The sequence below is a fragment of the Microbacterium marinum genome (genome assembly GCF_014204835.1).
Taxonomy (GTDB): Bacteria; Actinomycetota; Actinomycetes; order Actinomycetales; family Microbacteriaceae; genus Microbacterium; species Microbacterium marinum.
In genome coordinates this window covers 2,836,108-2,857,111 of record NZ_JACHMD010000001.1, presented here as the reverse complement: position 1 = coordinate 2,857,111, position 21,004 = coordinate 2,836,108, and the positions used below count along the sequence as shown (strand labels likewise).

18 protein-coding genes are annotated in these 21,004 nt (G+C 71.0%); 12 read left to right on the top strand and 6 right to left on the bottom strand.

Annotation, left to right across the window (positions count from 1 at the left end; all coding sequences use genetic code 11):
- The first annotated feature begins 115 nt into the window (after window positions 1-115).
- The 5 genes from BKA24_RS14080 (at window position 116) to BKA24_RS14060 (ending at window position 6,531) form a co-directional block, all read left to right on the top strand.
- A complete protein-coding gene (locus tag BKA24_RS14080; protein ID WP_184219571.1) occupies window positions 116-415 on the top strand; it encodes a GNAT family N-acetyltransferase in 300 nt (99 codons plus the stop codon).
- Window positions 416-478: 63 nt separating this feature from the next.
- Window positions 479-670 (top strand): hypothetical protein, encoded by a 192-nt coding sequence (locus BKA24_RS14075; protein WP_184220942.1) that lies wholly within the window; start codon window positions 479-481, stop codon window positions 668-670.
- 70 nt (window positions 671-740) lie between these two features.
- Entirely contained in the window at window positions 741-2,216 is a 1,476-nt protein-coding gene (locus BKA24_RS14070; RefSeq protein ID WP_184219568.1) for an MFS transporter, read from the top strand.
- Between the two features lie 170 nt (window positions 2,217-2,386).
- A complete protein-coding gene (locus tag BKA24_RS14065; RefSeq protein ID WP_184219565.1) occupies window positions 2,387-3,544 on the top strand; it encodes an exonuclease SbcCD subunit D in 1,158 nt (385 codons plus the stop codon).
- On the top strand, window positions 3,541-6,531 hold the full coding sequence (locus BKA24_RS14060) for an AAA family ATPase (protein WP_184219562.1): 2,991 nt from the start codon (window positions 3,541-3,543) through the stop codon (window positions 6,529-6,531). The genes BKA24_RS14065 and BKA24_RS14060 overlap by 4 nt, the downstream gene beginning before the upstream one ends.
- A gap of 7 nt (window positions 6,532-6,538) precedes the next feature.
- Here the strand turns inward: BKA24_RS14060 and BKA24_RS14055 are convergent, their stop codons facing one another.
- Complete coding sequence (locus tag BKA24_RS14055; protein ID WP_184219559.1) at window positions 6,539-7,198, bottom strand: response regulator; 660 nt, start codon at window positions 7,196-7,198, stop codon at window positions 6,539-6,541.
- A gap of 1 nt (window position 7,199) precedes the next feature.
- Window positions 7,200-8,696, bottom strand: coding sequence for a sensor histidine kinase (locus BKA24_RS14050; protein WP_184219556.1), 1,497 nt, complete (start codon window positions 8,694-8,696; stop codon window positions 7,200-7,202).
- A 90-nt stretch (window positions 8,697-8,786) separates the two neighbouring features.
- On the opposite strand from BKA24_RS14050, the gene BKA24_RS14045 reads away from it, so the two are divergent.
- The 3 genes from BKA24_RS14045 to BKA24_RS14035 all read left to right on the top strand — a co-directional run bounded on the left by BKA24_RS14045 (window position 8,787) and on the right by BKA24_RS14035 (window position 10,741).
- Window positions 8,787-9,956: a phosphotransferase gene (locus tag BKA24_RS14045; protein ID WP_184219553.1), complete on the top strand. Its 1,170-nt coding sequence runs from the start codon at window positions 8,787-8,789 to the stop codon at window positions 9,954-9,956.
- 46 nt (window positions 9,957-10,002) lie between these two features.
- Window positions 10,003-10,485 (top strand): hypothetical protein, encoded by a 483-nt coding sequence (locus tag BKA24_RS14040; RefSeq protein ID WP_184219550.1) that lies wholly within the window; start codon window positions 10,003-10,005, stop codon window positions 10,483-10,485.
- Between the two features lie 76 nt (window positions 10,486-10,561).
- Window positions 10,562-10,741 (top strand): hypothetical protein, encoded by a 180-nt coding sequence (locus tag BKA24_RS14035; protein ID WP_184219547.1) that lies wholly within the window; start codon window positions 10,562-10,564, stop codon window positions 10,739-10,741.
- Between the two features lie 38 nt (window positions 10,742-10,779).
- Here the strand turns inward: BKA24_RS14035 and BKA24_RS14030 are convergent, their stop codons facing one another.
- Window positions 10,780-11,337 (bottom strand): phosphorylase family protein, encoded by a 558-nt coding sequence (locus BKA24_RS14030; RefSeq protein WP_184219544.1) that lies wholly within the window; start codon window positions 11,335-11,337, stop codon window positions 10,780-10,782.
- A 110-nt stretch (window positions 11,338-11,447) separates the two neighbouring features.
- On the opposite strand from BKA24_RS14030, the gene BKA24_RS14025 reads away from it, so the two are divergent.
- Window positions 11,448-12,053, top strand: a complete 606-nt coding sequence (locus BKA24_RS14025; protein ID WP_184219541.1) for a 4'-phosphopantetheinyl transferase family protein — start codon at window positions 11,448-11,450, stop codon at window positions 12,051-12,053.
- Here the strand turns inward: BKA24_RS14025 and BKA24_RS14020 are convergent.
- On the bottom strand, window positions 12,050-14,128 hold the full coding sequence (locus BKA24_RS14020; protein WP_184219538.1) for an NAD(+) synthase: 2,079 nt from the start codon (window positions 14,126-14,128) through the stop codon (window positions 12,050-12,052). The two genes, BKA24_RS14025 and BKA24_RS14020, sit on opposite strands and share 4 nt — an antisense overlap.
- An 82-nt stretch (window positions 14,129-14,210) precedes the next feature.
- Here BKA24_RS14020 and BKA24_RS14015 point away from each other — a divergent pair, with 82 nt between their 5' ends.
- The gene (locus BKA24_RS14015) at window positions 14,211-17,699 is read left to right on the top strand and encodes a TM0106 family RecB-like putative nuclease (protein WP_184219535.1); all 3,489 of its coding nucleotides are present in this window, start codon (window positions 14,211-14,213) and stop codon (window positions 17,697-17,699) included.
- 58 nt (window positions 17,700-17,757) lie between these two features.
- On the opposite strand, the gene upp is transcribed toward BKA24_RS14015, so the two are convergent.
- Window positions 17,758-18,390, bottom strand: a complete 633-nt coding sequence (gene upp / locus BKA24_RS14010; protein ID WP_184219532.1) for a uracil phosphoribosyltransferase — start codon at window positions 18,388-18,390, stop codon at window positions 17,758-17,760.
- A 67-nt stretch (window positions 18,391-18,457) separates the two neighbouring features.
- Between upp and tadA the strand changes: the two genes are divergently transcribed.
- Window positions 18,458-18,895, top strand: a complete 438-nt coding sequence (gene tadA, locus BKA24_RS14005) for a tRNA adenosine(34) deaminase TadA (RefSeq protein ID WP_184220828.1) — start codon at window positions 18,458-18,460, stop codon at window positions 18,893-18,895.
- A 6-nt stretch (window positions 18,896-18,901) separates the two neighbouring features.
- Here the strand turns inward: tadA and BKA24_RS14000 are convergent, their stop codons facing one another.
- Window positions 18,902-20,014 carry an alpha/beta fold hydrolase gene (locus BKA24_RS14000; RefSeq protein ID WP_184219529.1) on the bottom strand — a complete coding sequence of 371 codons (1,113 nt, stop codon included), beginning with the start codon at window positions 20,012-20,014 and terminating at the stop codon, window positions 18,902-18,904.
- Window positions 20,015-20,118: 104 nt separating this feature from the next.
- Between BKA24_RS14000 and proC the strand changes: the two genes are divergently transcribed.
- Window positions 20,119-20,955, top strand: coding sequence for a pyrroline-5-carboxylate reductase (proC, locus tag BKA24_RS13995; protein ID WP_184219526.1), 837 nt, complete (start codon window positions 20,119-20,121; stop codon window positions 20,953-20,955).
- Window positions 20,956-21,004 lie beyond the last annotated feature (49 nt).

Below are 21,004 nucleotides of genomic sequence, written 5' to 3'. Positions count from 1 at the left end.
GTCAAACCGCCCGGTGTTCGAGCGGCGATCGTGACGGAATGTGACAGATTGCTCAGTCCTGCGGCATCCCGACCTGATCGACGCCGATGTCCCTCGACGGGCGTAGCGTGAGGGGATGGGCGATCTTCGGTTCACCGATGAGAAGGATGCCGCGCGGTACACGCTCCACCGCGGCGATGACCTGGTGAGCGTGCTCGACTACAACGACGATGGGCGCTCGGTCGCCCTGACCCGCGCGTACACGATCCCGACCTTCCGAGGCCACGGGTACGCGGGAGAACTCGTCGGGCGGGCCGTCGCCGACCTGGAAGCGCGGGGTGACCGCACCGTCATCCCGGTCTGCTGGTACGTGTCGGACTGGTTCGCCGAGCACCCCGAGCATGCCGGGATGCTGCACGCGCGCGGCACCGTCTAGACCGGCGACACCGAGCGGGTCAAGCCCGTCGCCGATGGCGGCCGCGCGGCGCAGACTCGAACCATGGACGACCGCGAGCACGCACCGCAGACCGACGATGAGAAGGAGCGCGCCGACGCCCCCGACCGGGGCCGCGTCGTCGCGGATCCACCGACCGACCAGGATGAGGCATCCGACGCATTCGTGGAGAGCGCGGAGATCCAGCAGGGGCTCGACCCCGACGTCCTCACCGACGAGCAGGCCGACCGCCGCTGAGCGCGCGCGGCATCCTGAGGCCTCGTCGGCCGACCCGGTGCACCGTGACGCGGACTAGCCTGGGGAGGCTATGACAGACGCCACCACCGCCAGCATCCCCCTCTCCTCTTCTCACCGCTGGCGGGCGTTCTGGGTCTGCGTGTCAGTCGCGGCGTTCACGATCCTCGACCTCAGCAAGATCAACGTCGGCCTGCCCGCCATCGAGGAGTCGCTGGGTGCGTCGTCGACGCAGCTGCAGCTCGTGGTGTCGGGCTACATCCTCACGTTCGGTCTGGCGCTCGTACCCTTCGGGCGGCTGGGCGACCAGCGCTCCCGCAAGGTGCTGTTCATCCTCGGACTCAGCCTGTTCACCATCGCCAGCGCCCTCTGCGCCCTCGCGCCGACCGTCGAGATGCTGCTGGCGGCACGACTGCTCCAGGGCATCGCCGCCGGCATCCAGATGCCCCAGGTGATGGGGACGATCCAGCAGCTGTTCGTCGGCAAGGAGCGCGGCCGCGCTTTCGGGCTCTTCGGGGCGACGATCGGCATCGCCACCGCCTTCGGACCCACACTCGGCGGACTCATGGTCGCCGCAGGCGGCTGGCGCTGGATCTTCTGGTTCAACGTTCCGCTGTGCCTCGTCGTCCTCGCCGGCGTCATCTGGCTGCTGCCGCAGACCCGGCGCGCGACACCCGGGAAGCTCCAGCTCGACCCGGTGGGTATCGTCCTGTTCGCGCTCACGATCCTCGCCCTCATGTGGCCGTTCCTGTTCACCACCGGATCACCGGAGGACGATCCGAACCGCTGGTGGCTCCTCAGCGCGTTCGCCGTGTTCGCCGCCCTCTTCTTCTGGTGGGAGCGTCGGTACGCGGCATCCGGCAAACAGCCGCTGATTCCGTTCGCGATGTTCCGCATCCCCTCGTTCCGCAACGGAACGCTCGTGATCATCGCCTACTTCACCGCGATCCCGCCCATGTTCCTGCTGACCACCCTCTTCCTGCAGACGGGAGTCGGGATCTCGCCCGTCTTCGCCGGCATGGTCTCCATCGGATTCGCGGTCGCGAGCGCCGCCACCTCCTACTACGGCGGACTCCTCGTGACGCGATTCGGCCGACCGCTCGTCACCGCCGGCCTCGGCGTGGTGCTGGTGAGCGTGGTCGCTCTGGCCGTCGTCGCCTACACGCTCCCGCCCGAGGTGGTGCCGTACGGCATGGCCGCAGTGCTCCTGGTCGCCGGCGCCGGTGGCGGCCTCGTGATCGCCCCCAACCAGACCATCACCCTGTCGGAGATCCCGGTGCGCGAAGGCGGCCTCGCGGGTTCCGTCGGGCAGTTGGGCCAGCGCGTGGGCACGTCGGTGGGCACGGCGATCGGCCTGTCGCTGTTCTACGCGACGATCTTCCAGGAATCCGACTCCGGCCTTTCCTCGCTCGCGGTCTACCACGACGCGTACGCCTACGGCATGGCGGCCGTCGGGGCGTTCCTCGCCCTCGCGTTCCTCATCTCGGTGATCGACCTCGTATCGACCCGCCGGCGACGCGCTGGCGACGTGCCGCAGGCCGCGAGCTGACGGCACTGCTGCTTCAGGTGGCAGTTCTCGAACGCGGCGGTCGTGCAGGTGGCAGTTCTCGTCGGTATGGATGCCGCGTAGCGGCGTGTCCTGCCACCTGAGCGGCGCCGTCTCGGCCGGCGGCGGCACGCCTCGCGAGCGATGTCGGAGGCCCGATCTACCGTGAGGGCATGCGCATCCTGCACACCTCGGACTGGCACATCGGGCGGACCTTCCACGGTCACAGCACCCTCGATGCGCTTCGTGGTGTCCTCGATGCGCTGACCGATCGCGTGCGCGAGCTGGGCGTCGACGTCGTCATCGTCGCCGGCGACGTCTTCGACTCGGCGACCCCTGCGGCCGCCTGCTACACACTGCTTTCCGACAGTCTCCGAGCGATCGCCGATGCCGGTGCGACGGTCGTGGTGACCAGCGGCAACCACGACTCCGCGGCACGGCTGGGCTTCCAGGCAGGACTGCTGCGCGACGGCATCCACGTCCTGACGGATCCGGATGCCGTGGGGACGCCGCTCACTCTCACGGACGACCACGGTCCGGTGCACATCTACGGCATCCCGTACCTGGAGCCCGCGCTCCTGCGGCATCGCGACGACGGGTGGGCGGGCGTGCGGACGCAGGCGGAGGTGCTGGGGCACGCGATGGACCGCATCCGGGGCGATCTTGCCGCCCGCGGTGGACGCTCCGTCGCGATCGCGCACTCCTTCGCGGCGGGCGTCGAGCCCACCCCGCAGCTCGAGCGCGACATCCAGCAGGGCGGACTCGACATCGTTCCGGTGTCCACGTTCGACGGCGTCGACTACATGGCACTCGGGCACATCCACGGCCGCCAGCGGGTCTCGGATCACGTGCGCTACGCCGGAGCCCCGCTCCACTACAGCTTCGGCGAGGGCGACAAGCCTCGGGGTGCGTGGATCGTCGACCTGGATGCCGCGGGTCTTTCCGCCGTCGAGTGGGTGGACCTCCCGATTCCGCGGCGCCTGGTCACCCTTCGCGGCGCTTTCGCCGACATCCTCTCCGATGAGGCGTACGCGGAGCACCGCGAGGCCTGGGTGTGCGTGGAGTACACCGACGACCTGCCCGAGCCCGACCCGCTGCGTCGCCTGCAGGAGCGGTTCCCGTTCTGTGCCCGCGTGGCGCACACGCCCGCTGCGGCGCGGGAGGAAGCCCGCACGACGTACGTCGAGCGGGTGCGCGCTGCGCGCACCGACCGCGAGCTCGTCGAGGCCTTCCTCGTCCACGTCCGCGAGGGGGAGGGGGCGTCGGATCGCGAGGACGCCCTCTTGGAGGACGTGCTCGAGCAGCGGGTGCGCGCGGAGGCCCTCGCGTGAAGCTGCATCGTCTCGACCTGACGGGGTTCGGTCCCTTCCGCGAGACGCAGACGGTCGACTTCGATGCGTTCGACGGCGACGGGCTGTTCCTGATCACGGGCCGGACCGGCGCCGGCAAGTCGAGCATCCTCGACGGGGTGAGCTTCGCGCTCTACGGGTCGGTTCCGCGGTACGACGGCGGCGACCGCCGGCTGCGCAGCGATCACAGCTTCCTCACCGATCCGACCGAGGTGCGCCTGGAATTCACCGTCGGCGGAGCGCGGTGGCGGGTCACGAGGGCGCCCGAATACGAGCGGCCCGCCAAGCGCGGCGGCGGCATGACGGTCGAGCCCGCGCGAGCCGAACTCGACGAGTGGGTCGACGGGCGATGGGTGGGGCGCGCGGCGAAGCTCCGCGACGTCGGTCAGCTTCTCGATGAGGTGCTGGGCCTGACCGCCACCCAGTTCCAGCAGGTGATCCTCCTCGCCCAGAACAAGTTCTCCCGCTTCCTCCTCGCGGGCAACACCGAACGACAGCAGCTGCTCCGGACCCTTTTCGGGACCCGTCGGTTCGAGGAGTATAAGGACGCTCTCGACGAGCGTCGGCGTGACGCCCGCTCCCGACTGGATGAGGGTGGGGCACGCGCGCGCACCCTCCTCGACGTCGCCGAACAGGCTGTCGCGGCGGCCGCGCTCGGAACCGACGATGCGCCTCCGGCCGAAGACGACATCGCGACCCGTGGCGCCCTCCTCGAGCGCGCGGTCGACCGCGCCGCCTACCGCGTGGAGGCGCGCGGTCACGAACGGGATGCCGCGGTCGCAGCGGCGGAGGCGGCTGCCACGCGACATGCGCAGCTCACCGAACGGGCCGCACTGCTGGCCGAACTCGGTGCCGCACGCGCTGAACTCGCCGCGCGCGAGACAGAGGCTCCTGCCGTCGATCTCCTTCGGGCGCGGCTCAAGGAGGCCCGGCGCGCCGAGGACGTGCGCGCGGCGCTCGACGCGGTCGACCGTGCGGCGACAGCGCTCGCGACGGCAGAGCGGGAGCACACGGCAGCCCTCGGCGACTGGATAGAGCACGGGGGCGATCCGGAAGACGACCTCGACGCCCGGATCGAGACGCTCACCGCGGACATCACCCGTTCGCAGGCAGCGGCCGATGCGGAGCGTCGGCTGCGCGACCTCGACGAGACCGCCGCCCAGCGCGCTGCGGAGCTCGCGGCCATGGTGGCGGCGCTCGCCGAGATCGAAGCCCAGATCGCCGCAGTGCCGCCGCGGAGGTCCGCCGTCACCGAGGAGCTCGCCGCATCCCGCGTCGCCGCGTCCCGGGTCGACGACCTCGCGGCAACGCGCGCGGCGCTGGCGTCACGCCTCGAGTCCGCCCGGACCCTCGAACGTCTCACCCCCGAAGCTGCCGCCGCAGAAGCGGCGTACGCCGAGGCGAGCGCGGCATCCGAGGCGGCGGTCCGACGAGTGAGGGATCTGCTCCAGCGGCGCCTCCGGGGGTACGCGGGGGAGCTCGCGGCATCCCTCGATCCCGGTGAGCCGTGTCCGGTCTGCGGCGCCGTCGAGCACCCCGCCCCGGCCGTCCACGCTGACGAACCGGTGAGCGACGACGACCTCACGGCGGCCGAAGCGGCGCGTGACGCCGCGACCGCGGCCGAGCGCGTCGCGGGGTCGGCCGCCGGGGCCGCACGTGAGGCTCTCGCCGTCGCGGCGGCGACCGCGGCCGGTCACAGCGTCGCGGCCGTCTCGACCGAATTGGCAGCACGGGAGAGCGACCTCGCCGACGCCACGGCGGCCGCCGGCCGTCTCGAGGCGCTCGCGACCTCGTTGGCAGGGCTCGACGAGCTCGAGACCGCCGCGCGCGGTGAAGCCGCCGCTCTGACAGAGCGACTGTCGTCGGCCCGCGAGGAGCAGGCCGTCGCCGATGCCGAGCGCACCGCGATCCGCCGCGACGTGGAGTCGGCGCGCGGCGCCCACCCCTCTGTGCGTGACAGGATCGCGGCCGACGACGCGCACCGCGCCCGCGCCCGCGCTCTGATCGACGCGAGACGATCCGCCGCGGAGCGTCGCCGCGGACACCGCGAAGCCGCCGCCGACCTCGACGCACGTCTGGCCGCCGCGTCGTTCGCCGATGCCGACGCGGCACGCGAGGCGATGTTGAGCGCCGACGAGCGCGACGCGCTGGACGCACGCCTCGCAGACCACGCCGCCGCCCTCGCCGCCGCGCGGTCGCGAGCCCTCGAGCTCGAACTGCAGACGGTCGACATGACGGTCGGTGACGGCGAGATCGCAGCCTCCGCCGCAGCCGTCGCAGAGGCCGAAGCGGTGCGCGACGCCGCGATCGCCGCTGCCGCATCCGCGGCGTCGGCGGCGTCGGGCCTGCGCGACCTCCTCCTCCGCATCGACGAGGCGACGGCCGCGATCGCCGGCCTCGCCGACGAAGCGGCGGCCACCCTGAGGCTGGCCGACACCGTCGCGGGACGCGCGCCGAACACCATGAAGATGGACCTCGAAACCTTCGTCCTCGCCGCCGAGCTCGAGGAGATCGTCTGCGCGGCGAACCTGCGGCTCCAGGAGATGTCGTCGGGCCGGTACACCCTGCATCACTCCGATGCCCGCCAGGCCAGGGGCGCCGCATCGGGCCTCGGCATCGAGGTCCGCGACGCGCACACCGGACGGCAGCGATCGCCGCAGTCCCTCTCCGGAGGCGAGACGTTCCTCGCATCGTTGGCTCTGGCGCTCGGGCTCGCCGAGGTCGTCACCTCCCGCGCCGGCGGCATCCGACTGGACACGCTCTTCATCGACGAAGGCTTCGGATCGCTCGACCCCGAGACCCTCGACCTGGCCATGCGGACGCTCGACGAACTGCGCGCCGGCGGTCGCGTGGTCGGCGTCATCAGTCACGTCGAGACGATGAAGGAGCAGATCCCCGCGCAGATCGTCGTGGCGGCATCGTCCGATGGGCCGAGCCGCATCCTCCAGGACGCGGTCGTCGCGGGCTGAGCGAACGTCAGGTCAGCCGGTACCCGACGCCGCGCACGGTCTCGATGCGGTCCTGCCCGAGCTTCTGACGCAGGTATCCCACGTACACATCGGCGACGTTGGACCCGGGGTCGAAATCGTAACCCCAGACCCGACTCAACAGCTGCTCACGGCTGAGCACCTGGCCGTGGTTGCGGACGAACTCTTCGGCGAGGGCGAACTCCCGCGCCGACAGCTCCACCCGTCGGTCGCCGACGCGCGCCTCGCGCGTGCGGATGTCGAGTGTCAGATCACGGTGCGACAACGTCGGCATCGCTCCGGTGTCGTCGTCCTTGCGCATCCGCAGACGGATGCGGGCCAGCAGCTCGTCGAAGCGGAACGGCTTCCCGAGATAGTCGTCCGCACCACCCTCGAGTCCCGCGACGGTGTCCTTCACATCGACCCTCGCGGTGAGCATGATGACGGGCATTCGCGACCCGCTCCCGCGGAGCTGTTCGAGCACCTCGAAGCCGTCCATCCCGGGCAGGTTCACATCGAGGACCAGGAGGTCGAACTCGTCGGTCTGCGCGAGGTGAAGCGCCATCGTGCCATCCGGGGCGATACGCGTCGCGAAACCGGCGGCACGCAGCCCCTTCTCGACGAACCCGGAGATCCGGGCTTCGTCCTCGGCGATCAACACGGAGGCCACGTCACGCATCCTCTCGGACCAGCGGGGGGAGCGGTGGCGCCGGTGCCACCGCGGGGAGCGCGGCGTCGGTCGGGACGGGTTCTGCGCCCTCGTGCGGGATCGCGATGAGGAAGACCGCACCGCCTCCCGCCGCATCTGCGACCCGCGCATTTCCACCGTGGGCACGCGCGATGACCTGCACGATGTTCAGCCCGAGGCCGCTGCCACCGTTCTCGTCGCCTCGATGGAACCGTTCGAACACGAGCGGCTTCGCCTCGTCGGGAACACCGGCGCCATGGTCGCGGACCCAGAATTCCACGGCGCCCGGCACGACGCGGCTGCCGATCACGATGTCGCCGCGGCCGTGCGTCACAGCGTTCTGCGCCAGCTGCAGCAGCGCCTGCGTCAACCGATCGGCATCCGCTTCGATCACGACGTCGGCGATACTCCCAGGGATGACCGACGCTCCCGCGAGCGACGACGCCTTTCGAACGACCTGCTGCACGAGGTCCCCGGCGTCCACCGGCATCGTCTTGATCGGTGAGGGACCATGCAGGGATGCCGCGCTCGCGAGGTCCTGCACGAGCCCTGCCATGCGATCGAGCTCGTCGACGGCGAGGTCGCGTGAGGACACGGCATCCGCGGGGTCGTTCGGATCCATGACCTCCAGGTTGCCGCGAACGATCGTGATCGGCGTTTTCAGTTCGTGTCCGACGTCGTTCAGCAGCTGCCGCTGCGAGTCGAGCGCCGCATCGAGGCGGTCGAGCATGGCGTTGATCGTCTCGGCGAGATCGGCCACATCGTCGCGGCCGTCGATGGGAAGCCGCTCATCGAGCGATTGGCCCGACACGCGTTCGGCCGTCTCACGCATGCGTCGCAGCGGGCGCAGGAGACGGGTCGACACGATGAAGGCGACGGCGGTGACCACCAGCAGTGCGCCACCGGCTGCCCAGAGGTAGGCCTGGCCGGCATGACCGAGCTCAGCCAGTTCCGCGTCGATGTCGTAGGCGAGGACGAACACCGTCTCTTCGGCGGCGGTAGCGCCATCGACCGCGATAGGGGCGGCCAGATAGCGCCACGCGACGCCGTCCGCGAGATACGACCCGATGATGGGATCGCCTTCTGCGACGGCCCCGGCGGCGTCCGCTGCGAACCCCGGCGCGGACGTCAGGTCCACATCGAGTCGGATACCCGGCTTCATCACCGCGCGCCCGCCGATGAGGCCGAGCGCGCCCGTATTGTCATCGGGGCTCATCCGCTGCACGACGTCGTAGAGGGCGGAGTCTGCGGCGTCCCAGGTACCGCGGCCGTCCGCCCCGTTCTCGACGATGAAGCGGGCGGAGTCGAGGTTGTCGTGCAGGCGATCGTCGATGTTGCGGAGGATGTTGGCCCGCTCGACGAAGAACACGGTGATGCCCACCGACGCCAGCCCGAGGGCCGCGACAAGCGTGATCGCCGTCACGATGCGCGTCCGTACCGACACGGCGAAGCGCCGGCGGTGGTGTGCGGGCTGATCCATGTCTTCAGTATCACGAGTCCGGGCGCGCGCCCGGTGGAGTCTAAGAGAGGTCTCACACCGCCCTTGCCCGGCGCGTGGTGGGATCGAGGTGTGTCCGATGTCCGCGATTGCGAAGCCGACCTCCTCGGCGATGCGCTCGACCTCGACCCCACCACGCTCACAGTGATCAGCCGCGAGCCGCTGGGTCGCGGCGTCGTGGCGGGCTACCGGATTCCCGCAGAGTCGGAGGCGATCGCCTACGTCGACACCTCGCTCCTCGACGTCGCCGCCGAAACCGGGCTCGCGCTCGAGGGTGTCGCCCGTGTCTGGATGCATCCGGCCGATCCTCATCTGCCTGCGCTGGTGCCCGCGGCCTTCGGGCATGCAGCGCAGGAACTGCTCGCGCGCATCGGCATCGCGGCGACGGGGTCGCCGGAGATGATCGCGTATCGCCCCGGCCGTCGAGCAGTTCTGCGGGTCGCTGGGCCCGCGGGCGACCATGCGTGGGTCAAGGTGGTCCGCCCGTCGCGCGTGGAGCGCATCGTCGAGGTGCACGCCGCTCTCCGCACAGCGGGCCTTCCCGTGCCCGCCGTTCGCGGGTGGTCACCCGAGGGGCTGCTGGTGCTCGATGGCGCCGAGGGTATCGCCGCGACCGACGCCCCGTGGCATCCGCTCGCGCTCCTCGACCAGATTGATGAGCTCCGTGAGCGACTGGCCGTCGCAGAGCTGCCCGGGAGGGCGCGCACCTCCCTCCTCTCCCGGCGGGACTGGTACGCCGAGCGGCTTGTGCGGGCACTTCCAGAGCACGCGGACGATATCGTCTCGATCGCCGCGTCGATCGGAGACGATGCGCCGGATGCCGCGCGGGTCGTCATCCATGGTGACCTGCATCTCGGGCAGCTCTTCCTCGAAGCCGGCACCGGACGGATCAGTGGGCTCATCGATGTCGACACCGCCGGCCGGGGCGACCCCGTCGACGACCTCGCGGCCTTTCTCGGCCACATCGTCGCCAGCGCGACCCTCACCGCGCACCTGCGTGATGCCGGTCACGTGTGGGCATTGGCGGACGCGGCATGGGAGCGGTGGGGCCACGAGTCGCGCGCGGGTGCACTGTCGGCGGTGCACCTGCTGGGCCACGCTCTCGCCGCGACCCAGCTGGGTGACGGCGACCGTGCGTTCGGTCTGCTCGCTGTCGCGCGCACGCTCCTGGTGGACGTCGACCAACCTAAGGTCCCTCTCATCGGCGCCTTCGAGGCGGCTTACGACCGCCGAGCACGCTGAATGCAGCGCGGTCGTACGATCGCGGCCCCCACACGGAGGAGACATCATGAAGAATAAGAAATGGGTCGTATACGGCGTGACCGGAATCGTCGGGATCGGCATCCTCGCCGGTGGCGCCGGCGCTGCCGCGGCAGCCATGGATCTGCGCGCCGCAGACGGCACGACCATTCCCGGTGGTGGACTCACCGGAAAGAACGGAACCCTGCTCGAACGTCCCACCATCCAGCTGAGCGTCACCGGCTCGGCGGTCACCGTGGTCTCGGCTCCCTCGCCCACACCTGTGGCGAGCGCCGTGTCCCCGGCCACGCCTGCGTCGCCGGTCTCGGCTGCCTCGCCGGCCACGCCCGCGTCGCCGGTCTCGGCTGCGTCGCCCGTGTCCGCCGCGTCGCCAGTCTCCGTCGCGTCGCCGGTCTCGGCTGCGTCGCCCGTGTCGGCGCCGAGCCCCGCGACGCCGCCGTCAGCCGCATCCCCCGCCAGCCCCGTCTCGGCAGCGAGTGCGGGCTCGGTGGCGTCCGCCGGGTCGAACTGACGAACGTCGTCAGCCACGACGCCCTCCGCTCTCGAGCCGAGGGCGTCGTGCCGTCCACATTCCGTAGGCTGGGGGCATGAACAGAGGCCTGCTGTGGACCATCCTCGGAGTGATCGCGGCGATCGTGATCGCGTGGTTCATCGTCGACATCGCGCTGAAGGCCGTCTTCTTCATCGCGAAGCTCGCGGTCGTCGCCGTCGTCGCGCTGATCGTCTTCCTGCTGCTGCGGTGGGTGTTCCGCCGCCGCGACGCCTGAGGGCGGGGCCTGACCGCGACGCCTGACGGCGAGGCGCCTCACACGTCGTAGAGGTCCCCGACCCGCTGCCGCAACTGCACGCTGCACGCGGCCACGGCGGCGCGCCAGTCGGTGATCGCATCGTCCTGCGCGTTGTCCGAGACCGCCTTCAGCACACGGATCGGGATGCCGAACTGCTGCGCCACCCAGATGTAGGCGTACGTCTCCATATCGACGAGCGAGCCGCCCAACTCGCGGATCGCGGCCACCGTCGCGGCATCGTCGACGAAGTGATCGCCGGTCGCGATCGTCGCCCCCTCGCGGCCCGCGATCGTCACGATCGGAGGAAGCGACACGTGCTGACCCGCGATGCCGTCGACGTCGGAGACATCGTGCTGGATGGCGGCCGTCACATCGTGCACGCCCACCGTCGCGGCATCCACTGCGCCGGCGGTGCCGACGACCAGGATCTCGTCATACACGTCGGCATCGAGGGCACGCGTGAGCGCATAGGTCGCCTGCAGCTTGCCCGGCCCGGTCACCAGTCGCGCGAACCCTTCGAGTTCGGCGGGGAACGCGACGAGTTCGGATTCGAGGGCAGCGACCAGGAGCTTCACCCCACCATTGTCCCACCCGTCGATTTCCCCCGGCCCGCGGGGTGCCGCGACCTCGCCCCGGTCGGACAGGATGGGAAGGCGCGGAGATGTCCGTGCGGGATGGAGACGACATGACGTTCAGCTCGGTCGACCTGCAGGCGCCGGACGGCATCTCAGCCCGGCTCGGATGGGACCCGCGGACGAGCGTGCACGACCGGCGGCGCCTGCTGGCCCGGGAACTCGTGGCCGCGCGGCTGGGATGCGACCCCGCTGAGGTGCGGGTCGACCGCGAGGCGCCGCGGGGATTCGGCTACCACCGCCGTCTCATCGCCACCCGCGACGGCGTCGACCTGCCGCTCACCATCATGACCGCGAGTCACCGTGCGGCGACCGTCGTCGCCGTGTGCGAACCCGACGTGCGCATCGGCCTCGATCTTCGCGACGCCACCCCCGACGCCCGCGAGCTGTCCATCATGCGTCGGCACAGTCACCTCTTCGACGAGTCGAACGTCCTCGATCTGCTGGACCATTGGACGCGGGTCCAGGCCGTCCTCGAAGCCGACGGCCGCGGCACGAGGGTGCTGCCGGAGCGGGTCAAGCTCGGGACGGGTCGCCACACCGGCTGGATCCCCGACCGCGACGCGGTCTACACCGTCACCGACCTCTCCCGGGACGGCTGGGTGGTCACGATCGCCCACGCGGCTCCCGAGGCGCCGCGCCGACGGCTGTTCGGCTAGGCCGACGCCGCTCCCGGCGCGGCGAGGGCCGCGTCGAGCTCGGCGAGCCACGCGCGGGCGTTCCCGTCCGAGGGGGCACGCCAGTCCCCACGCGGCGACAGCGACCCGGCGGGGGAGACCTTCGGCGCGTTCGGGACGGCGCTGCGCTTGAACTGGGCGAACCCGAAGTACCGCTGCAGGAAGACTCGCAGCCACCGCACGACGGTCTCGCGGTCGTAGGCGTAGCGAACGTCGCTCGGGAAACCGGCCGGCCACGCGCCCGCATCCGCATCGTGCCACGCCTGCTCGGCCAGGAACGCGATCTTCGACGGCCGCAGGCCGTAGCGGAGCACGTGGAAGAGCGTGAAGTCGTGCAGCGCGTAGGGTCCGATGGTCGCTTCGGTGGACTGCACCTCGCCGTCTTCGCCGGCCGGCACCAGCTCGGGGCTGATCTCGGTGTCGAGCACGGCCTGGAGGACCTCTTTGGCGCGATCGGTGAGGGTCGTGCCCGACTCGTCGCTGTGGGCGATGACCCAGCGGATGAGGTGCTGGATGAGGGTCTTGGGGACGCCGGCGTTGACCCCGTAGTGCGCCATGTGGTCGCCCACGCCGTAGGTCGCCCATCCGAGGGCGAGCTCGGACAGGTCGGACGTGCCGATCACGATGCCGCCACGCTGGTTCGCGAGCCGGAACAGGAAGTCGGTGCGCGCACCGGCCTGCACGTTCTCGAACGTGACGTCGTACACGGGCTCGCCGCGACCGAAGGGGTGATCGATCCCCTTGAGGATCTCGGTGGCCATCGGGCGGATGTCGATCGTCTCGATCGTGGCGCCGATGGCCTCGGCCAGCGCGATGGCATTCGATTTGGTGTGGTCGCCGGTGGCGAACCCGGGCATCGTGTAGGCGAGGATGTCGCTGCGCGGGCGGCCCATCCGGTCCATCGCCCGCGCGACGACCAGCAGCGCGTGCGTCGAGTCGAGTCCGCCGGACACGCCGATCACGGGCTTCGGCTGCCCGATGGCGCGCAGACGCTGCTCCAGTCCCGACACCTGGATGTTGAACGCTTCGTAGCAGTCGAGGTCGAGGCGGGCGGGGTCGTCGGGCACGAAGGGGAAGCGGTCGAGCGGGCGACGAAGACCGGTGACGGATGCCGCGGGCTCGAGGGTGAACTCGATCACGTCGGGCCACGTGCCCACCTCACGCCTGTTGTCGTCGAAGGTGCCCTGACGGAGGCGGTCCTGTCGGAGCCGATCGAGGTCGATGTCGGCGACGGCGATCCGCGGGCCGTCGGGGAAGCGCTCCGTCTCGGCAAGGAGGGTGCCGCCCTCGTAGATCATCGTCTGCCCGTCCCACGACACGTCGTTCGTGGACTCGCCCTGACCGGCGGCGGCGAAGACGTACGCCGCGAGACAGCGCTGAGACTGGGACTGGACGAGGGCGCGGCGGTCCTCGGCACGCGCGATCGTGATGGGGCTTCCGGAGAGGTTGAGGAGCACGGTGGCGCCGGCGAGGGCTGCGCGGGAGGACGGCGGCACCGGCACCCACATGTCTTCGCAGATCTCGGCGTGGACGACGAGCCCCGGGACGTCCGTCGCGCGGAACAGCAGGTTCGCACCGAACGGAACGGGCGTGCCGAGGAGCTCGATCGCGTCGGGCGCGTTGTCACCGCCGCGCGCATACCAGCGCGCCTCGTAGAACTCCCGGTAGGTGGGCAGGTGCGATTTCGGCGCGACGCCGAGGATGCTCCCGCGATGGATCACCACGGCGCAGTTGTAGAGCCGGGACTCGACGTGGAGGGGCGCACCGACGACGAGGACGGGGGCGAGGTCGGCGGATGCCGCGACGATCCGCTCGATGGCCGTGAGCGTGGCATCCAGGACGGGGTCCTGCATGACGAGGTCTTCGATCGCGTAGCCGGTGAGGCAGAGCTCGGGGAACACCGCGACGGCGACTCCCTCGGCGTCGCACTCGGCGGCGGCGGCGAGCACGGCGTCGGCGTTGCTCAGCGGGTCGGCGATCGCGACTGGGACGGTGCAGGCCGCCACGCGCGCATAGCCGTGCCGGTACGGGTTCTCGAAGGGCAGGTCCTCGCTCACCGCCCCAGTCTCGCAGGTGCCCGAGTCGAGCGGGCAAGGGGGTGTCGGAGGCGGCGATTAGGGTCTAGAGCGGAAGGGTGACATGCGATACATCGACGACGACGGCCGGATCGTCTGGAGCGCGAGCGACCTCAAGGCGGCAGCCGAGTGCGAGTTCGCGTGGCTCCGAGCGATCGACGCGAAGCTCGGCAGACTTCCGGCGGTCGATGACCCCGAAGACCTGACCCTCGCTCGAGCGGGGCGCCTGGGCACCCAGCACGAACTCCGGGTCTTGGAGGAGTACCGCGCACGCTTCCCCGGCCGGGTCGTGGAGATCCCCGAGACGCGTTCGTCGGATGCCGCAGCCCTCGCCGCCGCGGTCGCCGCCACGGATGCGGCCCTCGCCGACCCCGATGTCGCCGTCGTCTACCAGGCGGCGTTCGCGACCGACGAGTTCGTGGGATTCGCCGACTTCCTGGTGCGCGATGACGACGGCAGCTGGATCGTGCAGGACACCAAGCTCGCCCGCCGCGCGAGAGTCACCGCGCTCATGCAGCTGGCCGCATACGTCGATCAGCTCGACCGACTCGGCGTCCCGCGCTCCGACCGGGTGCAGCTGCTCCTCGGCGACGGCTCCGTGTCGGAGCACGCCGTGCGCGACCTGCTGCCGGTGTTCGGGCTGCGTCGCGATCGACTTCGGGCACTCATCGCCGACCGCGATGTCCCCGCGGGCGCGGCGGGCGCCTCGCTCGCCTGGGGTGACGAGCGCGGCGCACTCCGCGTCGTCGCGTGTGGGCGCTGCGCCACGTGCGACCTCGAGGTCATCGCGCAGCGCGACCTCCTCCTCGTCGCCGGCATGCGGCCGGTGCAGCGCGATCGGCTGCGGGCGGCCGGTGTCGTCACGATCGACGCGCTCGCCGCCGCGCGCGAGGCGCCGCCGCGCATGTCGTGGGACACCTTCGCGGGCCTCCGCACCCAAGCCCGACTGCAGCTCGAGAGCCCGGCGGGCGGGGTCGCGCCGGTGGCATCCGGCGTCCCGGTCGCGGTGCCGACCTTCGAGGTGGTCTTCCCGAAGGCGCTCGGAGCACTGCCGCGGCCGTCGCGTGGCGACCTGTTCTTCGACTTCGAGGGCGACCCGCTCTACACGGAGGGTGCCGGCGCGAACGGCGTCACGAACTGGGGCATCGACTACCTCTTCGGATGGGTCGACCTCGACGAGCAGTATTCGGCGCTGTGGGCGCACTCGTTCGCCGAGGAGAAGGCCGCGCTGGAGCAGTTCCTCGACTTCGTCGCCTTGCGTCGGCAGACCCACCCGGATCTGCACATCTATCACTACGCACCGTACGAGCCGTCCCATCTGCTCGCGATGGCGGCGCGCCACGGCGTCGGCGAGGCGGCTGTCGACCGGCTGCTCGCCGAGGGTGTCTTCGTCGACCTGTACCCGATCGTGCGGCGCGCGCTGCGGGTCGGATCGCGGTCGTACTCGATCAAGAAGCTCGAACCGCTCTACATGGGTGACGAGGTGCGCACGAGCGACGTGCAGCGCGGCGACGACTCGATCGTCCGCTACGTGGAGGCCCGCACCCTGCAGGATGCCGGCGACGCGGCATCCGCGCAGGAGATCTTCGACGATCTCGCCGACTACAACCGGTACGACTGCGTGTCGACGCGGCGGCTGCGCGACTGGCTCGTCGACCGCGCGCGGGAGGCGAATCTCGTGCCGTCGCGCGAGCCCGACGCGGGGGAGGTCGTCTACGAACCGTCGCACCGCGCCGAGGCGCTGTCACGGCTCGCCGCCGACGCGGGCGACGAGACCGCCGCCGAAGCGCTGCGGCTCGGAGCCGCGGCGATCGACTACTACCCGCGCGAGTCGAAGACCTTCTGGGCGACGCACTTCCTGCGGCTTCGGGAGCCGGTGTCGGTCTGGGAGGACACCCGCGACGTCGTGGTGGTCGACCGCGACCGCTGCCGTGTCGTCACCGACTGGCACCTGCCCGAGGGTGCCCGCGTGCACCGCCGCATCGTCGAGATTCGCGGCGACCTCGCCCCCGGGACGCGGCTCGTCGAGGGGCAGAGCCCGTACGCCGTCTACGAGGTTCCGGCACCGTTCCCGATCGAGACGAGCCCGCGCTGGATCCACGCCGCGCGGACGGTGAAGGTCGTCGACGTGCTGGACGACGGCGTGGTGATCGAGGAGAACGCGTACCAGGGGTTCACGTGGCAGGAGCTGCCCGTCGCGCTCACGCCGCAGGCGCCGCCGATGGCCGGGAGCCAGCAGGCAGCGATCGACGAGTGGGCGGACGCCGTGCTCGCGGCGGGCGGCGATCTGCCGGCCGACCCCGCGAGCGACCTGCTGCTGCGTCGGCCACCGCGTCTCGCCGGTGGTGCTGCGCTCCCGCGCACGGGCGACGACATCGACGACATCGCCGCTGCCCTCGTCGCGCTGCAGGACAGCGCGCTGTCGGTGCAGGGGCCTCCGGGAACGGGGAAGACGTATGTCGGCTCGCACGTCGTCGCGCGGCTCGTCCGCGAGCGCGGCTTCCGGGTCGGGGTCGTGGCGCAGTCTCACAACGTCGTTGAGCACATGCTCGATCGGATCGTGGATGCCGGTGTGCCGAAGGCGCAGGTCGCGAAGGCGCCGAAGGGCCCGGCGACCGGCGCCGAGTCGTTCACCGTCATCGCGAAGAACGGCATGGCACCGTACATCGCCGAGCAGCAGGCGGGTTTCGTGGTCGGCGGCACCGCGTGGGACCTCACTCACGCCGGCCGGATCGGCCGTCGCAGCCTCGACCTGCTCGTGATCGACGAGGCCGGGCAGTTCTCGCTCGCATCGACCATCGCGGTGTCGATGGCAGCCTCACGGGTGCTCCTGCTCGGCGACCCGCAGCAGCTCCCGCAGGTGAGTCAGGGCACGCATCCCGAGCCGGTCGACACGTCGGCGCTCGGGTGGGTGATGGACGGTGCCTCGGTGATCCCGCCGGAGCGCGGTTACTTCCTCGCGCAGACCCGGCGGATGCGTCCCGAAGTCGCCGGACCCGTCTCCGAGCTGTCGTACGCCGGACGCCTCGCGGCACACCCCGACACCTCGGTGCGGACGCTCGACGGCGTGGCATCCGGGGTCATCACCGTACCGATGGCGCACACGCGAAATGCGACGCAATCGCCCGAAGAGGCCGAGCGGGTCGTCGAACTCGTCCGCGGGCTGCGCGGCCGGGCGTGGAACGACGGGACGGGGGTGCGGCCGCTCGAGGACCGCGACATCATCGTGGTGACCCCGTACAACGCGCAGCAGGTGCTCGTCGAGGAAGCCCTCGCCGCAGCCGGCTTCGCCGACGCTCCCGTCGGGACGGTCGACCGTTTCCAGGGCCAGGAAGCCGCGGTCGTGATCGTGTCGCTCGCGGCGTCATCCGGTCGCGATGCGCCGCGCGGGCTCGAGTTCCTGCTGCTGCAGAACCGGATCAACGTGGCGGTGAGCCGCGCGATGCACACCGCGTACGTCGTCTACAGCACCGGGCTGCTCGACGACCTGCCACGCACCCCAGAAGGCGTCGCCCGCCTCAGCGCGTTCGCCCGGCTCGTCGGCGCCGCCTGACCGTTGGATCCGTTGCCATCGATCACGCCGCACGGATGCCGCGCCGCGCGGCGTCGCGTCAGACGGTGCCGTACAGGCGGTCGCCCGCGTCGCCGAGCCCGGGCACGATGTAGCCCTTCTCGTTGAGGCGCTCGTCGAGGGATCCGAGGACGAGGGTCACGTCGCGGTCGCCGACCTGCTTCTCGATCGCTGCGAGGCCTTCCGGAGCCGCGAGGATGCAGACTGCGGTGACGTCCTGCGCGCCGCGGGCGAACAGGAAGTCGATGGCCGCACCGAGGGAGCCTCCGGTCGCCAGCATCGGGTCGAGGACGAAGCACTGACGATCGCTGAGGTCGTCGGGCAGGCGCTCGGCGTAGGTGTAGGGCTCGAACGTCTCCTCGTTGCGGGCCATCCCGAGGAAGCCGACCTCGGCGGTGGGGAGGAGCTTCGTCATCCCCTCGAGCATTCCCAGCCCGGCCCGGAGGATGGGGACGACGAGCGGACGCGGCTCGCTGATCTTGACGCCCGTCGTGCGGGTCACGGGGGTGTCGATCTCGATCTCCTCGACGCGGACGTTCCGCGTCGCCTCGTAGGCGAGGAGGGTGATGAGCTCTTCCGTCAGCTGGCGGAACACCGGCGACGAGGTGCGCTTGTCGCGCAGCACCGTCAGCTTGTGGGTGATGAGGGGGTGGTCGGCGACGTGCACACGCATGCGACCAGGCTACCCGGGCTACGCTGACGGCGTGAGTCTGCCTGTCCGCCCCGCCGACGACGCGGCCATGCGGCGGGCGCTGGCGCTCGCCGACGAGGCCGCGCACCACGCGGACGTCCCGGTCGGGGCGGTCGTCATCGCCGAAGACGGTGCCGTCCTCGGGGAGGGGCGGAACCTCCGCGAGCGCGACGGCGATCCGCTCGCGCACGCCGAGATCGTGGCGCTGCGGGCCGCGGCATCCGCTCTCGGATCCTGGAACCTGGAGCACTGCACCCTCGTCGTGACGCTCGAGCCGTGCGTCATGTGTGCGGGGGCGATCCTGCAGGCGCGGGTGGGCCGCGTCGTGTTCGGCGCGTGGGACGAGAAGGCCGGCGCCGCCGGGTCGATGCACGACCTGCTGCGCGATCGCCGTCTGCCGCACCGCGCCGAAGTCGTGGGCGGACTGCGAGCGGAAGAGGCCGCGGCACGACTCACCTCATTCTTCGAGGCGCGCAGGCGCCCCTGAGCGGAGTCAGTCCGAGGAGCTGAGGATGATCGCCTCGGTCGGCGGCGCTGGATGCTGCGGAGCGCCGATGTAGCCGATCAGCTCGAGCAGCGCGCGACGGAACTCGACGGGGCGCTCGAGGTGGGGTGCGTGGCCGACGCCCTCGAGCGCGAGCTCGCTCACCTGTCCGCCCGCGTTCGCATAGGCCTGCAGCACGTCGCGCGTCTGCGACACCATCGGCTGCGCCGGTGCGATCTCCTCGCCGGGCCAGTCCGGGACGATGCCGAGTGCGCCGAGATGGTTGATGTCGGAGAACGATGCGTCCGAGACGACCGCATCGGCGTCGCCGTGCACCCACAGGATCGGAGGCTTCTCCTCGAGGTCGACGATCGACGACACGTTGAAGTACTTCGGCGCGAGGGTGTTTCCGACGCCGATCCGACCCGGGGCGAAGCCGGGCCAGTGCTCGCTCGCCGCAGAGTCGCCCGGGAAGTTGCCGGTCGCCGTGGAGGTCGAGAGCATCGACTCGACCCAGATGTCCTCGTGCTCCGTCGTGTACCCCGGCGCGACGAAGCCGTTCCGGAAGATGTTCCGCGGCGACGTGGGGGCCTCGTCGCTCGCGTCGCGCTGGTTCAGCCGTTCGACGAAGTCGGGGTTGGTGCCGCCCGCGCCGCACCCCGCGTCGTCGTCGGTCAGGCGGCTGCCGTCCCGGCGGGTGCCGCCGAAGCCGTAGGGGGAGGCGGGCGCCTGCAGGGTGAGCGAGCGCACCGGGTGCTCGAGCGCGTACTGCATGATGACGGCCCCGCCGAGGCTCCAGCCGACGAGGTGGGCCGACTCGATGCCGAGTTCGGTCAGGGTCGCGTGCAGGTCGTCGCTGAAATCGCGGACGCCGCGGGTGGCGTCCACGGGCATGTGCTCGGTGTCGCCGAAGCCGCGCAGGTCGACCGCCAGCACGCGGAGCTCGGCAGGCAGATCCTGCATGAGCTCCTGCCAGAACAGGCTCGACGCGACGTTGCCGTGGATGAAGACGATCGTCGATTCGTCGGCGGTTTCGGGGCTGTCGCCGGTGCGCTCGAGGATGTTGACGCTCAGGCGGTCCGTGTCGATCAATCGGGACGTGATTCCGTCGAGGAGGGTCATGCCCCGATGATAGGCCCGCTTCTTTTGCGCTCCCAGGCTCTTGCGTCGGGCGGGAGAGTGCGTCAGGCAGGCAGCTCGCGGGCGGCGGATGCCAGGATGGAAGCATGACGCACCACCCCCTCCCGACCGTCGCCATCCTCGGAGCAGGCTCGATGGGCGGTGCGATCGCCCAGGGCATCGCGCGCTCGGGAGGTGGGATCGCGGTGACGGTGACGAACCGTTCCACGGCGAAGGCCGCCGAACTCGAGGGCCTCGCCGGTGTGACGAGCCTCGCCCTCGCCGACGTGCCGACCGCGAACACCGATGCCGCGGCATCGGCCGACATCGTCCTCATCGGCGTGAAGCCGGCGATGGTGCCCGACCTCCTCCGTGAGATCGAGGGTCACCTCCGGCCCGGCACGCTCATCGTGAGCCTCGCCGCAGGGGTGACGATCGCGACGTTCGAGTCGATCGTCGGAGACGCCATCCCCGTCGTGCGCTCGATGCCGAACACTCCCGCCGTGGTGGGGAAGGCCGTCACCGGCATCGCGGGTGGGACGACCGCGACGCCCGAGCACCTCGCGTCGGTGCGCCGTCTGTTCGAGACGTGCGGCGTCGTCATCGAGGTGCCGGAGGAGAAGATCGACGCGCTCTCGACGATCTCGGGTTCCGGCCCGGCCTACGTGTTCCTCCTCGTCGAGGCGCTCACCGAGGCCGCCCGCGGAAAGGGCTTCGACGAGGCCGACGCCCGCGTGATGGCGGAGCAGACCTTCATCGGCGCGGCAGCGCTGCTGGCGGCCTCGGGCGAGGACCCCGCGGAGCTCCGCCGCCGCGTCACGAGCCCGAAGGGCACGACCGAGCGCGCGATCGGCGTCCTGCAGACCGGCAACCTCGACGGGCTCTTCGCCCAGGCGACGGATGCCGCTCTCGCCCGCGCCCGGGAGCTCGCCGCCGGCGCGTGAGCGTGGCGAAGCGATCCGCAGTCCTCAGCCTTCGCTGAGCGTGGGTGAC